Origin of the sequence: Burkholderia sp. 8Y (assembly GCF_902506145.1) — a bacterium.
In the GTDB taxonomy this organism is placed as follows: domain Bacteria; phylum Pseudomonadota; class Gammaproteobacteria; order Burkholderiales; family Burkholderiaceae; genus Caballeronia.
Genome location: NZ_LR733520.1, coordinates 1,868,583 through 1,883,737, shown reverse-complemented (window position 1 = coordinate 1,883,737; position 15,155 = coordinate 1,868,583). Strand labels below are relative to the sequence as shown.

At 65.6% G+C, this 15,155-nt stretch carries 13 protein-coding genes; 9 read left to right on the top strand and 4 right to left on the bottom strand.

What is annotated here, in order from left to right; translation table 11 throughout:
• Positions 1-130 precede the first annotated feature (130 nt).
• From alaS to GV035_RS19315, 9 genes are all read left to right on the top strand, one after another.
• Complete coding sequence (alaS, locus tag GV035_RS19355; RefSeq protein ID WP_159836595.1) at positions 131-2,755, top strand: alanine--tRNA ligase; 2,625 nt, start codon at positions 131-133, stop codon at positions 2,753-2,755.
• A gap of 134 nt (positions 2,756-2,889) precedes the next feature.
• On the top strand, positions 2,890-3,126 hold the full coding sequence (locus GV035_RS19350; RefSeq protein ID WP_159836594.1) for a hypothetical protein: 237 nt from the start codon (positions 2,890-2,892) through the stop codon (positions 3,124-3,126).
• A 184-nt stretch (positions 3,127-3,310) separates the two neighbouring features.
• Positions 3,311-4,366 (top strand): threonine aldolase family protein, encoded by a 1,056-nt coding sequence (locus tag GV035_RS19345; RefSeq protein WP_159836593.1) that lies wholly within the window; start codon positions 3,311-3,313, stop codon positions 4,364-4,366.
• A gap of 108 nt (positions 4,367-4,474) precedes the next feature.
• Positions 4,475-5,623 (top strand): iron-containing alcohol dehydrogenase, encoded by a 1,149-nt coding sequence (locus GV035_RS19340; RefSeq protein ID WP_159838071.1) that lies wholly within the window; start codon positions 4,475-4,477, stop codon positions 5,621-5,623.
• A 3-nt stretch (positions 5,624-5,626) separates the two neighbouring features.
• Positions 5,627-6,064, top strand: a complete 438-nt coding sequence (locus tag GV035_RS19335) for an acyl-CoA thioesterase (protein WP_159836592.1) — start codon at positions 5,627-5,629, stop codon at positions 6,062-6,064.
• Between the two features lie 70 nt (positions 6,065-6,134).
• Complete coding sequence (locus tag GV035_RS19330) at positions 6,135-7,016, top strand: branched-chain amino acid ABC transporter permease (protein ID WP_236572752.1); 882 nt, start codon at positions 6,135-6,137, stop codon at positions 7,014-7,016.
• The gene (locus GV035_RS19325) at positions 7,009-8,121 is read left to right on the top strand and encodes a branched-chain amino acid ABC transporter permease (RefSeq protein WP_159836590.1); all 1,113 of its coding nucleotides are present in this window, start codon (positions 7,009-7,011) and stop codon (positions 8,119-8,121) included. Before GV035_RS19330 ends, GV035_RS19325 begins: the two co-directional genes overlap by 8 nt.
• The gene (locus GV035_RS19320; protein ID WP_159836589.1) at positions 8,118-8,855 is read left to right on the top strand and encodes an ABC transporter ATP-binding protein; all 738 of its coding nucleotides are present in this window, start codon (positions 8,118-8,120) and stop codon (positions 8,853-8,855) included. Before GV035_RS19325 ends, GV035_RS19320 begins: the two co-directional genes overlap by 4 nt.
• Complete coding sequence (locus tag GV035_RS19315) at positions 8,852-9,550, top strand: ABC transporter ATP-binding protein (protein ID WP_159836588.1); 699 nt, start codon at positions 8,852-8,854, stop codon at positions 9,548-9,550. Before GV035_RS19320 ends, GV035_RS19315 begins: the two co-directional genes overlap by 4 nt.
• Before the next feature lies 1 nt (position 9,551).
• Here the strand turns inward: GV035_RS19315 and iolB are convergent, their stop codons facing one another.
• Genes iolB through GV035_RS19295 form a run of 4 tightly spaced genes read right to left on the bottom strand, consistent with a single transcriptional unit; the run spans position 9,552 to position 15,153 of the window.
• Entirely contained in the window at positions 9,552-10,358 is an 807-nt protein-coding gene (gene iolB / locus GV035_RS19310) for a 5-deoxy-glucuronate isomerase (RefSeq protein WP_159836587.1), read from the bottom strand.
• Positions 10,355-11,257 carry a myo-inosose-2 dehydratase gene (gene iolE / locus GV035_RS19305; protein ID WP_159836586.1) on the bottom strand — a complete coding sequence of 301 codons (903 nt, stop codon included), beginning with the start codon at positions 11,255-11,257 and terminating at the stop codon, positions 10,355-10,357. Before iolE ends, iolB begins: the two co-directional genes overlap by 4 nt.
• A 24-nt stretch (positions 11,258-11,281) precedes the next feature.
• Positions 11,282-13,150, bottom strand: coding sequence for a 3D-(3,5/4)-trihydroxycyclohexane-1,2-dione acylhydrolase (decyclizing) (gene iolD, locus GV035_RS19300; protein ID WP_159836585.1), 1,869 nt, complete (start codon positions 13,148-13,150; stop codon positions 11,282-11,284).
• Positions 13,147-15,153: a bifunctional 5-dehydro-2-deoxygluconokinase/5-dehydro-2-deoxyphosphogluconate aldolase gene (locus GV035_RS19295; protein WP_159836584.1), complete on the bottom strand. Its 2,007-nt coding sequence runs from the start codon at positions 15,151-15,153 to the stop codon at positions 13,147-13,149. Before GV035_RS19295 ends, iolD begins: the two co-directional genes overlap by 4 nt.
• Positions 15,154-15,155 lie beyond the last annotated feature (2 nt).

Sequence of the window (15,155 nt, the reverse complement as noted above, 5' to 3'; positions counted from 1 at the left end):
ATCAGGCGGGGCCGCGCGGCGAATCCCGTATAATCAAAAATTACCTCTGCCTGGCCGAAAGTCCTTGTCGCAAGGCATGCCGGGCAATACCAAAAACCGCATCACAGAACGCAGACGCGCCCCGTACGCCATGAAAGCCGCCGAAATACGCGAGAAATTCCTGAAGTTCTTCGAATCGAAGGGCCACACGATCGTCCGCTCGTCGAGCCTCGTGCCCGGCAACGACCCGACGCTGCTTTTCACGAACTCGGGCATGGTCCAGTTCAAGGACGTGTTCCTCGGCGCCGAATCGCGGCCGTACACGCGGGCGACCACCGCGCAGCGCAGCGTGCGCGCGGGCGGCAAGCACAACGACCTCGAAAACGTCGGCTATACCGCGCGGCATCACACGTTCTTCGAGATGCTCGGCAACTTCTCGTTCGGCGATTACTTCAAGCGCGACGCCATCCACTATTGCTGGGAACTGCTGACCAAGGTCTATCAGCTTCCGGCGGACAAGCTCACCGTCACCGTCTATCAGGAAGACGACGAAGCCTACGACATCTGGGCGAAGGAAATCGGCGTGCCGGTCGAGCGCATCATCCGCATCGGCGACAACAAGGGCGCGCGCTACGCCTCCGACAACTTCTGGCAGATGGCCGATACCGGCCCGTGCGGTCCGTGCTCCGAAGTGTTTTACGACCACGGCCCGGAAATCTGGGGCGGCCCGCCGGGGTCGCCCGAAGAAGACGGCGACCGCTTCATCGAGATCTGGAACCTCGTGTTCATGCAGTTCAACCGCGACGCGCAGGGCAACATGACGCCGCTGCCGAAGCAGTGCGTGGACACGGGCATGGGCCTGGAACGTCTTGCCGCCGTGCTCCAGCACGTGCATAGCAACTACGAAATCGACCTGTTTCAGACGCTCATCCAGGCCGCTGGCCGCGAAACGAACACCGCCGATCTGGAAAACAACTCGCTGAAGGTCATCGCCGACCACATCCGCGCGTGCTCGTTCCTGATCGTCGATGGCGTGATTCCCGGCAACGAAGGCCGCGGCTACGTGCTGCGCCGCATCGTGCGCCGCGCGATCCGTCACGGCTACAAGCTCGGCAAGAAGAGCGCGTTCTTCCACAAGCTCGTGCCGGATCTCGTCGCGGAAATGGGCGCGGCGTACCCGGAACTGAAAGACGCGCAGCAGCGCGTCACCGACGTGCTGCGTCAGGAAGAAGAGCGTTTCTTCGAGACAATCGAGCACGGCATGTCGATTCTCGAAGGCGAACTCGCGGAGCTGGAAAAGAAGGGCATCAAGCAACTGGACGGCGAACTCGCGTTCAAGCTGCACGACACCTACGGCTTTCCGCTGGACCTGACGGCCGACGTCTGCCGCGAGCGCGGCGTGACGGTCGACGAACCCGCGTTCGACGACGCGATGGCCCGCCAGCGCGATCAGGCGCGCGCGGCCGGCAAGTTCAAGCTCGCGCAGGGCCTCGAATACTCGGGCGCGAAGACCACGTTCCACGGCTACGAGAAGGAGATTTTCGACGACGCGAAGATCGTCGCGCTGTACGTGGAAGGCGCGTCGGTTCAGCAGGCAGAGGCGGGACAACAAGCGGTCGTCGTGCTCGATCACACGCCGTTCTACGCCGAATCGGGCGGTCAGGTCGGCGATCAGGGGGTGCTCGTGAACGCGGCGACGCGCTTCGAAGTGGCGGACACGCTCAAAGTCCAGGCCGATGTCGTCGGTCATCACGGCACGGTCGCGCAAGGCACGCTGAAGGTCGGTGACGTGGTGAAGGCGCAGATCGACGCGATCCGCCGCGCCCGCACCGCGCGCAATCACTCGGCCACGCATTTGATGCATAAGGCGCTGCGCGAAGTGCTCGGCGGCCACGTGCAGCAGAAAGGCTCGCTCGTCGATGCCGACAAGACGCGCTTCGACTTCGCGCATAATGCGCCGATGACGGACGAACAAATCCGCCGCGTCGAAGAAATCGTGAACGCGGAGATTGTGGCGAACGCGCCGGGCGTCGTGCGCGTCATGCCGTACGACGAAGCGGTGAAGGGCGGCGCGATGGCGCTCTTCGGCGAGAAATACGGCGACACCGTGCGCGTGCTCGACCTCGGCTTCTCGCGCGAGCTGTGCGGCGGCACGCACGTGCAGCGCACGGGCGACATCGGCTTCTTCAAGATCGTGATGGAAGGCGGCGTGGCGGCGGGCATTCGCCGCGTCGAGGCGATCACCGGCGACAACGCCGTGCGCTACGTGCAGGAACTGGACGCGCGCATCAACGCGGCGGCGAACGTGCTGAAGGCGCAGCCCTCGGAACTGACGCAGCGCATCGCGCAGGTTCAGGAGCACGTCAAGGCGCTGGAAAAGGAACTGGGCGCGCTCAAGTCGAAGCTCGCATCGAGCCAGGGCGACGAACTCGTCTCGCAAGCCGTCGACGTTTCCGGCGTGCACGTGCTCGCCGCCGAACTCGAAGGCGCGGACGTGAAGACGCTGCGCGAAACCGTCGACAAGCTGAAGGACAAGCTGAAGAGCGCGGCGATCGTGCTCGCCTCGGTCGATGGCGGCAAGGTCAGCCTGATCGCGGGCGTGACGCCGGATGCATCGAAAAAGGTGAAAGCGGGCGAACTCGTCAACTTCGTCGCGCAGCAAGTCGGCGGCAAGGGCGGCGGGCGTCCCGACATGGCGCAGGCGGGCGGCACCGAGCCTGCCAAGCTGCCGGCCGCGCTCGCAGGCGTGACGGGCTGGGTGCAGCAACAGCTTTAAACGCGCTGACGTAACTGCAGTTCCGAGCGGCCCGATTGGCGAAATGCCAATCGGGCCGCTTTCATTCACCATTACAAGCTGTCAGGCATAGCGCGTGCAACGGCGGTTCACTCAACCACAAAGGGAGATGAACCATGAATCGCACATTCGCATCCGTTTTGCTCGCCACCGCGATGATCGCTTCGGCGGGGGCGGCACAGGCGAAGGGCTGTATGGAAGGCGCGGCCGTCGGCGGCGTCGCGGGGCACGTGGCGGGCAAGCATGGCACGGCGGGCGCGGTCGGCGGCTGCGCGATCGGCCATCACGAAGCCAACAAGAAGGACAAGAAAGCGCAACAGGCTGCCGCGGCGAGCGCGCCGAGCGGCAAGTAAGCCGTTAAACGCGGGCGGCTCCGGCCGCTCGCGTTCTCCGCTCGCGCGAGCACAGCAGCATGGCGTGACGCCTCGCGCGACCGAACCGCTAAAATGGCCGGCATTCCGGCGCGGACGTACGACGCACAGCCGCACATCGTCCGCACATCGTCCGGGCATAGCCACGAGCCATCTCAGCGATCCCATGACAGCGCCCACGCCATTCACCCAGCATTTCGCCTCCGACAACTACGCCGGCATCTGCCCCGAGGCGCTCGCCGCGCTCGTCGAGGCCAACACGAGCGGCCACGAGCCCGCATATGGCGACGATTCGTGGACGGCACGCGTCTGCGACCGCATCCGCGAACTGTTCCAGACCGACTGCGAAGTCTTCTTCGTCTTCAACGGGACGGCGGCCAATTCGCTTGCGCTGGCGTCGCTTTGTCAGTCGTATCACTCGGTCATTTGCCACGAACTCGCGCACATCGAAACCGACGAATGCGGCGGCCCCGAATTCTTCTCCGGCGGCTCGAAACTGCTCACGGCGAAGGGCGAGAACGGCAAGCTCACGCCCGACGCCATCGAGGAACTCGTCACGAAGCGCGCCGACATCCATTATCCGAAGCCGAAGGTGGTCGCGCTCACGCAGGCGACGGAAGTCGGCACGGTGTACACGGTCGAGGAAGTGCGCGCCATCGCGGCCATCGCGAAGCGCCGGCATCTGAAGGTGCATATGGACGGCGCGCGTTTCGCGAATGCCGTCGCGACGCTGAACGTGCATCCGTCGGAGATCACGTGGCGCGCGGGCGTCGACGTGCTGTGCTTCGGCGGCACCAAGAACGGCCTGCCGGTCGGCGAGGCGGTCGTGTTCTTCGACAAGGCGCTCGCCACGGATTTCGCCTATCGGCTGAAGCAGGCGGGGCAGCTTGCATCGAAGATGCGCTTCATTTCCGCGCCGTGGCTCGGCCTGCTCAATGACGACGTCTGGCTGCGCAACGCCCGCCATTCGAACGCAATGGCGCAACTCATGGCCGAGCGCCTCGCGGATATTTCCGGCGTCAACGTGCTGTTCAAGCCCGAAGCGAACGCGGTGTTCGCGGAATTGCCCGCGTCTGTGTCGGCGGCATTGCGCGCGAAGGGCTGGCGCTTCTATCAGTTCATCGGCTCGGGCGGCTGCCGGCTGATGTGCGCGTGGGACACGCAGCAGGAAACCGTCGAGCGTTTTACCGACGAAGTGCGCGCGCTCTGCGCCGCGCGCTGACTCCCGGCCTTCAATGCGCGCGCGGCGGACCCCGATTGACACGTTCGCCGCGCGGCTCCTAACATGGCCGCACTCATCCACGCGACCCTACCGACGCCACCGCCCGCCATGGCCTTCATCTTTTATCTGACGCACATCCATCTCGGCTACGACTCGCTCGACATGCTGCAAAGCGAATGCGCGCGCATCGGCATGAAGCGGCCGCTCGTCATCACGGACAAGGGCGTCGCGGCAGCCGGCCTGTCCGCGCGCGTCATCGAGAGCGCGAAGCTCGGCGCGTTGCCGGTATTCGACGACACGCCGTCGAACCCGACCGAAGCGATGGTCATGGCGGCCGCCGCGCAATACAAGCGCGAAGGCTGCGACGGTTTGATCGCGGTGGGCGGCGGATCGTCGATCGATCTAGCGAAGGGCGTCGCGATTGCCGCCACGCACGACGAGCCGCTCACGCACTACGCGACCATCGAAGGCGGCAGCGGCAAGATCACCGAGCGCGCCGCGCCGCTCATCGCCGTGCCGACCACGTCCGGCACAGGCAGCGAAGTCGCGCGCGGCGCGATCATCATCCTGAACGACGGGCGCAAGCTCGGCTTTCATTCGTGGCACTTGCTGCCGAAATCCGCGATTTGCGATCCGTCGCTCACGCTCGGCCTGCCGCCCGGCCTCACCGCCGCGACCGGCATGGACGCCATCGCGCATTGCATCGAAACGTTCCTCGCGCCGGCGTTCAATCCGCCCGCGGACGGCATCGCGCTGGATGGGCTGGAACGCGCGTGGGCGAACATCGAGCGGGCCACGCGCGACGGTCAGGACCGCGACGCGCGCCTCAACATGATGTCCGCGTCCATGCAAGGCGCGATGGCGTTTCAGAAAGGACTCGGCTGCGTGCATTCGCTGTCGCATCCGTTGGGCGGCCTCGCGGTGAACGGGCGCACGTCGCTGCATCACGGCACGCTGAACGCGGTCGTGCTGCCCGCCGTGCTGCGCTTCAACGAAAGCGCACCGACGGTCGTCGCCGAGCGCCGTTTCGCGCGCATGCGCCGCGTGATGAATCTCGCGGATAACGCCGATGTCGCGCAGGCGCTGCACGACATGACCGAGCGCCTCGGCTTGCCGACGCGTCTGTCGCAAATGGGCGTGGACGAAAGCATGTTCGACAAGGTCGTGAAGGGCGCGCTCGCGGACCATTGCCACAAGACGAACCCGCGCGAGGCGAGCGCCGACGACTATCGCCGCATGCTGACGGAATCCCTCTGAACCATGACGAAGCCGGTTCGAAGCACGCGAGCGGATTACCCTCACTTTCTTGCGATCAGCACGCGCTGGTCGGACAACGACGTGTATGGGCACGTCAACAACGTCGTCTATTACAGCTACTTCGACACGGTGGTGAACGAGTATCTGCTGCGCAACGGCGTGCTTGATTTCAATGAAGGCGAGACCATCGGGCTCGTCGTGGAGACGCGCTGCAATTACTTCGCGTCCGTGACGTTTCCCGAGCGGATTGACGCGGGCCTGCGCGTGGAGCGGCTCGGCACGTCGAGCGTGCGCTACGAAGTCGCGATCTTCGCGGAAGGCTCGGACGAGGCGGCCGCTCAAGGGCATTTCGTGCATGTGTACGTGGATCGCGTGACGCGCAGGCCGGTGCCGCTGCCCGCGCGGCTCGTCGATGCGTTGAAGCCGCTCGTCAACGCCTGAGGATTTCGTCTTGCTTCAGTGGTTCACTGTCAGCCTGCTCAACGGCGTGAGCGTCGGGCTGCTGCTCTTCATGCTGTCGGCCGGTCTCACGCTGATCTTTTCGATGCTCGGCGTGCTCAACTTCGCGCACGCGAGCTTCTACATGCTGGGCGCGTATGTCGGCGAGACGTTGGCCTCTCACGCCGGATTCTGGGCGGCGCTCATCGTGGCGCCGCTCGTCGTGGGCGCGCTCGGCGCACTCTTCGAGCGATGCCTTCTGCGACGCGTGCATTCGCGGGGCGCGCTCGCCGAACTGCTGCTGACGTTCGGCGCGGCGATGGTGATCGGCGAAGGCGTGAAGCTCGTCTGGGGCACGGGCCCGTTGCCCGCGACGATCCCTCACGCGCTCGACGGCCCGCTCTTCACGCTGTATGGCGCGGCCTTCGCACGCTATCGCGTCTTCATGATGACGCTTTCTATCGCGATGCTCGGCGTGCTCGCCATCGTGCTTCGGACATCGCGCACGGGTCTTGTCGTGCGCGCGGCGCTGACGCATCCGGCGACGGTCGAGACGCTCGGGCACGACGTGCCGCGCGTCTTCACGACGGTCTTCGCGGTCGGCACGGCGCTCGCCGCGCTCGCGGGCGTGATCGGCGCGCCGCTCGCCGTCATCGAACCCGCAATGGCCGATGCCGTCGGGCCGATCGTGTTCGTCATCGTCGTGATCGGCGGCATCGGATCGCTGTCGGGCGCGCTCGTCGCGTCGCTTTTGATCGGCTGCGCGCAGACCTTCGCGGTCGGCTCGACGGCATCGGCGGGCAGCATCGCGGCATCGTTCGGCATCGCGTTGCCGGATGCGTGGAGCGCGCTGACCGTCGCGCAGCTTGCGCCGGTGCTGCCATATCTGCTGCTCGTGGCGATGCTCGCGGCGCGCCCGCACGGGTTCATGGGCGAGCGCACGCGCGATGCGTAGGTTCATCCCCTTCGTCGTGCTGATCGCCGCGCTCGCGCTGCCGCCGGTGTTCTTCCATCAGTCGTGGCTGCTCGCGTATCTCGCGCAGACGGCGACGCTCATCGTCTTCGCGCTCTCGTACAACCTGCTGCTCGGCGAAACGGGCTTGCTCTCGTTCGGGCATGCGGTCTATGCCGGCCTGGGCGCGTTCGCCGCCGCGCACGCGTTCAACGGCTTGCGCGTGCCGTTGCCGCTCTTGCCGCTTGTCGGCGGAGGCGCCGCCGCGCTGGCCGCCGTGCTCATCGGCGCAATCTCGACGCAGCGCGCGGGCACCGCGTTCGCGATGATCACGCTCGGCATCGGCGAACTCGTCGCGGCGAGCGTGTGGCTGATTCCCGGCTGGTTCGGCGGCGAGGGCGGCGTGAGCATCGACCGCGCGAACGGACCGCCGTTCTTCGCCTGGAGCTTCGGCCCGTCATGGCAGGCGTATGCGCTGATCGCGTGCTGGTGCGTCGTCTCGACACTCGCGATGTTCGCGTTCACGCGCACGCCGATGTGCCGGCTCGCCAACGCCGTGCGCGACAATCCGGCCCGCGCCGCGGCCATCGGCTTCGCGCCGCGCCGGGTGCGCTTCACGATGCTCGTCGTTTCGGCGTTCTTCGCGGGCGTCGCGGGCGTGCTGTCGCTCGTGAACGTGGAGCTGGTCTCGGCGGAAAGCGTCGGGCTCGCGCGCTCGACCGGCGTGCTGGTCGCCACCGTGATCGGCGGCACCGCGTCGTTCTTCGGTCCCGTGATCGGCGCGGTGCTGCTGACGTTTTTCAGCGTCGCGGTGGCGAGCGTGTCCGCCGCGTGGCCGATGTACCTCGGCCTCTTTTTCATATGGGCGGTCGTCGCGTTGCCGGATGGCGTCGCGGGCCTCGTGACGCGCGATCTGCGTGCGCTCGGCCTGCGCGTGGCGAGCGCGGTCGCGTGGGGCGTCGTGGTGGTCGTGGCAGTCGAGATGCTCTATGCGCGCCACGCCGATGCCGCGACGCTGCCGCGCGGCGCGTGGTGGATCGCGGTGCCGTGCGCGTTGCTCGGGCTTTGGCTTGCGCGCCTATCGAGTACTAAGGAGCGCGCCCAATGACGGCCGCACTGCGCGTCGATGGCGTCGTCAAGCGATTCGGCGCGACGGAAGTCTTGCGGGGCGTCGATCTGCGCATCGAGCAAGGCGAGCGACACGCGATCATCGGGCCGAACGGCGCGGGCAAATCGACGCTCTTCGATCTGATCTCGGGCCGCGCGAGACCGGACGCGGGCCGCATCGTCGCGCAGGATGTCGATATCACGGGCAAACCGCCGCAGCGCGTGAGCCGCGTCCTCGCGCGCAGCTTCCAGACGACAAGCGTCTTCGCGGGTCTCTCCGTGCTCGATAACCTGCGGTGCGCCGTGCTGGGCGCGGCGTCGTCGCGCAGGCTCGACCGCTGGTTCCGCTCGCACGCGACAGACGAGCGTGCCCGCGCGATGCTCGACGCGATCGGCCTCTCGTCGCGCGCCGACGAGCCCGCCGCGCGCCTCACGTACGCCGAGCAGCGCGCGCTGGATCTCGGCATCGCGCTCGCGACCGATGCGCGGCTCATTCTGCTCGATGAACCGACGGCGGGCATGAATCGCGCGGAGGCGGCGCGTGCGCTCGCACTGATTCGCGCGACGACGGAAGGCCGCTCGCTGCTCGTCATCGAGCACGACATGGACGCCGTGTTCTCGCTGGCGGATCGCGTGTCGGTGCTGGTTCGCGGGCGCGTGGTCGCATCCGACACGCCCGATGCGATCCGCCGCAATCGCGCGGTGCAGGAGGCTTATCTCGGAGCGTCGGCATGAGCGCGCTACTGCGCATCGAGGACTTGCGTGCGTGGTACGGCGCGGCGCAAGTGCTGCACGGCGCGAACCTGTCGGTCGGAGAAGGCGAGGCCGTCGCGCTCGTCGGCCGCAATGGTTCCGGCCGTTCGACGCTGGCGAAAGCCATCATGGGCCTCGTGCGATGCGCGGGCGACATGCGTTATCGCGACGTACAGCTCGTCGGGCTGCGTGCGTTTCGAATCGCGCGGCTGGGTATCGGGTATGTGCCGGAAACGCGCGATATATTCCCGGCTTTGAGCGTGCGCGAGAACCTCCTGCTCGGCGAAAAGAAAGGCACGCGCTTCACCTTCGACGATGCCTACGCGCTCTTTCCCGCGCTGCACGAGCGCGCGTCGGTGAAAGCCGGCGCGCTGTCCGGCGGCGAACAGCAGATGCTCGCGCTCGCACGCACGCTGATGGGCGATCCATCGCTCATCGTCATCGACGAGCCCGGCGAAGGGCTCGCGCCGCAGGTCATCGCGCAAGTGGCCGCGTGCCTCGCGATGTTGCGCGAACGCGGCGTCGCGATCCTGCTGATCGAAGAGCGGCTCACGATCGCGCGCATGCTGAATGCGCGCGTCGCGGTGATGGGCCACGGCGCAGTGCGCTTCGACGGATCGCTCGCGCAACTCGAGCAGCGCGACGACGTTGTGCGCGACTGGTTGTCGGTCGGCTGAATCAGCCTTTGCTGTCGCGCTCCACGATCCATTCGTGTTTCGGATCGTTCTTGAAGTGCCACGTCCGCTTGTTGCCCGCCATGACGTTGAGATAGTAGTTGTCGTAGCCATAAGGCACGACGACCGGATGATACCCACGCGGCACCATCACCACATCGTGATCTTCAACAGCCATGGTTTCATCGAGATCGCGTTCGTCGGTATAGACGCGCTGAAAAGCAAAACCTTGCGGCGGATTCAGGCGATGATAATACGTCTCTTCGAGCGCGCTTTCATTTGGTACGTTGTCCTGATCGTGCTTATGTGGAGGATAGCTCGATGCATGTCCGCCGGGTGTTCTCACTTCCACCACGAGCAGCGATTCGGCAGTCTCGGTTTGCGGAAGAATGTCGCATACGTAGCGCGTATTTGCATGTTTGCCGCGCGTCGAGCGTTTCATCTGCGAAGGCTCGATGAGGCGCGGCGGATATCGACCCGTCGCGGGCGCGCTCGCCACGGCAAGCTCCGTTTCGCGCTCGGCACGCACGATCGCGGCGAGCTTCGGCGGCACATAGACCGCATAGGGCGCGGCGTCTTCGAAGACGCTGTCGCGCGAGCCGATGGACTGCCAATGCTCGTCGCCCGCTTCGATGCTGACCGTCCCCGTCAACACGACGATGCAACTCTCGCGGTCCGCGTCGTACACATGCACGACATCGTCCGCATCCATGCGATACGCGGCGAAGCCGACATGCTTCCAGCCCGCGGAATCCGGTGTGACGCGCGCGATGGTCTGACCTTCGCGCGATGCTTTCACTAGCAGGCTCATGCCGCCTCCTTGTATGTTGCGTCGACGAGTGCGCGCAGCGTGCGATAGCCCTTGTCGGCATACGCATAGCTCGGCGCAATCACGGGGTCCTGTTCCGCTTCCACGACGAGCCAGCCGCGATAGTCATGCTCGGCCAGGCACGCGACGATGCCGGGATAATCCACCGCGCCGTCGCCCGGCACGGTGAACGCGCCATTGATGACCGCATCGAGAAAGCTCCAGTTGCGGTTGCGCGCGAGCTTCACGATCTCGGGGCGCACGTCTTTGCAATGCACATGGCACACGCGCGCAATGTGCTTTTGCAGCATGCTCAGCGCATCGCCGCCGGCGAACGTGATATGGCCCGCATCGAAGAGCAGACCGACGGCATCGCTCGTCAGCGCCATGAGACGGTCCACGTCCGCGGGCGTTTCGACATACGCGCCCATGTGATGATGATAGGCGACACGCACGCCCTTCGAAAGCGTGTATTCGGCGAAGCGATTCAGCCGCGCGGCGTAGTCGGACCATTGCGCATCCGAAAAGAAGCGCGGACGCTGATACAGCGGACGCGGCGCGCCTTGAATCGAATCGGCGACTTCGCCATAGACCATGACCGTTGCGCCGTTTTGCGCGAGCAGCTCGAGATGCGCAGCCACGGTTTCGATCTCTTCTTCCGCGCTGCGTCGCGCGAGTTGCCCGGAATACCAGCCCGAGACGAGCGCAAGATCGTATTGCGCGAAGAGCGCCTTCAAAGCTTGCGGTTCGCGCGGAAACTTGTTGCCGAGTTCGAAGCCTTCATAGCCGATGCGCTTGCCTTCGGTCAGCGCGACCGCGAGCGGCGTCTCGCCGCCGAGCGAAGGCAGGTCGTCGTTCATCCATGACAGCGGGTTGATTCCGATGCGGACATTCAAAGGCATGGTGTCGTGTCCTTGTGCTGTTGCTTAGTCGATATTGCCGGCACGGGCTTTCAGCGCACGTTCATAGCTTGCACGCGCGGACATGACCGCATCGCGATCCGATACTTCGGGCACTGCGACTTCCCACCACCAACCGCCTTCTTCCGTGGTGCGCGCGGGATCGGTGTCGATGGAGATCAGATAGCTGCGGTCCGCTGCACGCGCGCGCTTCATCGCGTCCTGCAACTCGCCGATGTTCGATACGTGTTCCGCGAGCGCGCCCATCGAACGGGCGTGCATCGCGAAGTCGATGTGCGGTGCGCCTGATTCGCCTTGTCGGCAATCGTCGAGCAGGTTGTTGAAGGGCGCGCCGCCGCACGCCTGCTGCAAGCGGTTGATGCAGCCGTAGCCGCGATTGTCGAGCAGCACGACAATCAACTTCGCGCCGAGCATCACGGAACTCGCCAGCTCGCTGTTCATCATCAGATAGCTGCCGTCGCCGACGATCACGATCACTTCGCGTTCGGGACGCGCGAGCTTCACGCCAAGGCCGCCCGCGATTTCATAGCCCATGCACGAATAGCCGTATTCGACGTGATAACCGCCCGGCGCGCCCGTGCGCCACAGCTTCTGCAAATCGGCGGGCAGCGTGCCGGCTGCGCACACGACGATATCGTCGGCAGGCGACGCATCGTGCGAGCGTTGCACCGCGCCGATCACATCGGCTTCGCGCGGCAGGCGTCCGTCCGGTGGCGGCGTGTTGCTCACGTGGGCCACCGTCTCGCGCCAGTCGTTCGCAAGACGCTGCGCGCGCGCGGTCCATTCGGGCGCGGCGCGCCAGTCGCCGAGCGCAGCCGACAGCGCATCGAGCGCGAGACGCGCATCCGCTTCGACGGCGACGGCGTTTTGCTTGAGCGCATCGAACGGATTCGCGTTGATGGCAAGAAGCCGCGCCGCTGCGAAAAGCGTGTTGGAGCCCGTCGTGAAGTCCTGCAAGCGCGTGCCCACGGCAAGCACGCAATCGCTCGCGTGCGCGAGTTCATTCGCGGACGATGATCCTGTCACGCCGATGCCGCCCACGTTCAACGCGTCGTCCCACGCGAGCGCACCCTTGCCGGCCTGCGTTTCCGCGACCGGAATGCCGTGCCTGTGCGCGAAGTCGCGCAGTGCGCGAGTGGCGAGGCCATACAGGACGCCCCCGCCCGACACGATCATCGGCTCGCGCGATTCGCGCAGCAAGGCGGCAGCGCGCTCGATCTCGCGTGGCGAGGCGGCGGGCGCATGAAAGTCGACAGCGCGCGGCTCGAAGAACGAAGCAGGGTAGTCGTACGCCATGGCCTGCACGTCTTGCGGCAACGCGAGCGTCACGGGCCCGCATTGCGCCGCATCGGTCAGCACGCGAATGGCGCGCGGCAACGCGCTCAACAACTGCGCGGGATGCACGATGCGATCGAAGTAGCGCGACACCGCCTTCAGCGCATCGTTCGCGGATGCGCCGCCATCGTGCGCGTCTTCGACTTGCTGAAGCACGGGATCGGGCGCGCGCGAGACGAAGATATCGCCGGGCAAGAGCAGCACCGGCAAGCGGTTCACATGCGCGAGCGCAGCGGCGGTCACGAGGTTCGTCGCGCCCGGCCCGATGGACGTCGTCACGGCCATCATGCGGCGCCGCATGTGCGCCTTGGCGTAGGCAATCGCACTATGCGCCATCGCCTGTTCATTATGCGCGCGATACGTCGGCAATTCCTCGCGATGCCGATACAGCGCCTCGCCCATTCCCGCGACATTGCCATGCCCGAAGATCGCGAAAACGCCGCCAAAAAGCGGCTCGCCGTGTTCCGTGCGCAGTGCCGCGAGATAGCGCACGAGCGCCTGCGCGGCGGTCAGTCTGATGGTGGAAGCCACTGCGTTCATGCGGCTTGCTCCTGGGTTGCGTGAAGGGCCTTGAGATCCGCGTTCGTGTCCTGCGATGCGCGTGCATCGCGCCACGCCGCGATCAGCGTTTCAAACGTGCGGCGCACGCGGGCAATGAGTTCGTCGTCGCTTATTTCGCCTGCGAGCCATGCGTGGCTCGGCTCATGAAAAATGGTGCGGCCTACCGTGAAGCCTTTGCATGTCTTCGACAATGCCGCTTCCCTGAAGCCTTCGCGCAACTGATCGACCCCTGCGGACAAGCCCAGGAGCACGACGCCGCGACAATACGGATCGCGCTCGGCAATCAGGCCATCGACGGCTTGCCATTGCGCCGCGCTCATCGGTTCGAGCTTCCACCACTCGGGGACGATCTGGAGGTTATAGAGACGCTTCAACGCGCGATACACGGTGTCGTCCGCAACAGGCGGTCCGTTCTTCGGCACGATCACTTCGAGCAGCAGTTCGTGGCCGCTTGCCTGTACTGCATCGTAGAGCGCGCGCAGTTGCGCTTCCTGTTCGAGCCGCACGTCATGCGGATGATCCGGATGATAGTGAACGAGGCACTTGGCGACATGCTCGCGCGGCCATTCGACGAGCGTCGTGCCGATCGAGCGGCCATGATCGAAGACGAGCGGCATGGAGCCGGGCAATTCGACGGGCCGGCCGATCCACCAGCCGCGTCCCGTCGCCGCGTTGAGCGCATCCTGTCCATAGCGATCATCGATTAGTACACCGATACGTCCGTCGAGTTGCAGTTCCTTCTCCGTCTGCGCGACGGCTTCAACGAACAAGCCTTTGAGCGTCGAGATGCGCGCTTCGCTCGCGCCCGCTTGCTGCGCCAGTTCGAAGAACTGATTGCGATGATCGAACGCGAAGCCGAGCACTTCGTCCCACGCTTTGCGCGCAGGACTCACGCGATGCAGCCGCGCGAGCGTCGCGTCGCGGTCGGGGCGGCGCATGCGTGCCGGGTCTTGTTTCGCGGCGGCGAGAAAGTAGTCGAGTTCGGCGGGCGTGGGCATCGCGGGCGCGCAGCCGTGCCGCGAGACGACGAGCGCGCCGCATGCGTTCGCCGCGCTCGCGCATGCTTCGAGCGGCGCATCGCGCAGCCATCCGGACAAAAAGCCCGAGGCGAACGCATCGCCTGCGCCGAGCACGTTGAGCACTTCCACTTCGACACCGCCGTGAATCGGCGCATCGTCGATGGAAGCCGGCACCGCGCCTTCGATGATCGAACATCCGAGCGGCCCGCGTTTCACGACGAGCGTCGCGCTCGTCACGGTGCGGACCATCGTCAGCGCATCGATGAGACGGTCCTTGCCGCCCGCGATACGAAACTCTTCTTCGGTGCCGATCACGAGGTCTATCAACGGCAGAATGCGCTGCAAATGCGCAGTCACGCCTTCATTCGCGACGAAGCGCGTCTCGCCATCGGCCTTGCCCGTGAGCCCCCACAGCACCGGCCGATAGTCGATGTCGAGTATCGTGCGGACCTGATTGCGTCGCGCATATTCGAGCGCGCGACGGCTCGTCCGGTTCACCTGCTCCGTCGAAAAGTGCGTGCCGGTGATGAGCAGCGCCTTCGATGACGCGATATACGCCTCGTCGAAATCGTTCTCGTCGACGGCCATGTCCGCGCAGTTCTCACGATAAAACACGAGCGGGAACGTATCGCGGTCTTCTATGCCGAGCAGCACGAGCGCGGTGAGGCGGTCTGGATCGATGCGAACGTGGCTGACATCGCAGCCTTCGCGTGCGAGCGTTTCGGTGAGGAAGCGCCCCATGTGATCGTTGCCGACGCGAGCGAGCATCGACGACTTGAGCCCGAGCCGCGCGCAACCGAACGCGATGTTCGCCGACGAACCGCCGAGATACTTCGCGAACGTGGATACGTCTTCGAGCCGCGCGCCGACCTGCTGCGCATACAGATCGACGGCGAGACGCCCGAGACACACGATATCGCGCGTGCGGTCCGGCGCGAAGCGGGAGATGTTTTGTGCAGGCATGA

Excerpts from the sequence above, each read along its gene's own strand:
- GV035_RS19320 (WP_159836589.1), top strand. The coding sequence starts at position 8,118 with ATGACGGCCGCACTGCGCGTCGATGGCGTCGTCAAGCGATTCGGCGCG.
- GV035_RS19330 (WP_236572752.1), top strand. The coding sequence starts at position 6,135 with ATGCTGTCGGCCGGTCTCACGCTGATCTTTTCGATGCTCGGCGTGCTC.
- iolE (WP_159836586.1), bottom strand. The coding sequence starts at position 11,257 with ATGCCTTTGAATGTCCGCATCGGAATCAACCCGCTGTCATGGATGAAC.
- GV035_RS19335 (WP_159836592.1), top strand. The coding sequence starts at position 5,627 with ATGACGAAGCCGGTTCGAAGCACGCGAGCGGATTACCCTCACTTTCTT.
- GV035_RS19345 (WP_159836593.1), top strand. The coding sequence starts at position 3,311 with ATGACAGCGCCCACGCCATTCACCCAGCATTTCGCCTCCGACAACTAC.
- GV035_RS19350 (WP_159836594.1), top strand. The coding sequence starts at position 2,890 with ATGAATCGCACATTCGCATCCGTTTTGCTCGCCACCGCGATGATCGCT.
- GV035_RS19340 (WP_159838071.1), top strand. The coding sequence starts at position 4,475 with ATGGCCTTCATCTTTTATCTGACGCACATCCATCTCGGCTACGACTCG.
- alaS (WP_159836595.1), top strand. The coding sequence starts at position 131 with ATGAAAGCCGCCGAAATACGCGAGAAATTCCTGAAGTTCTTCGAATCG.
- GV035_RS19295 (WP_159836584.1), bottom strand. The coding sequence starts at position 15,153 with ATGCCTGCACAAAACATCTCCCGCTTCGCGCCGGACCGCACGCGCGAT.
- GV035_RS19315 (WP_159836588.1), top strand. The coding sequence starts at position 8,852 with ATGAGCGCGCTACTGCGCATCGAGGACTTGCGTGCGTGGTACGGCGCG.
- iolD (WP_159836585.1), bottom strand. The coding sequence starts at position 13,150 with ATGAACGCAGTGGCTTCCACCATCAGACTGACCGCCGCGCAGGCGCTC.
- iolB (WP_159836587.1), bottom strand. The coding sequence starts at position 10,358 with ATGAGCCTGCTAGTGAAAGCATCGCGCGAAGGTCAGACCATCGCGCGC.
- GV035_RS19325 (WP_159836590.1), top strand. The coding sequence starts at position 7,009 with ATGCGTAGGTTCATCCCCTTCGTCGTGCTGATCGCCGCGCTCGCGCTG.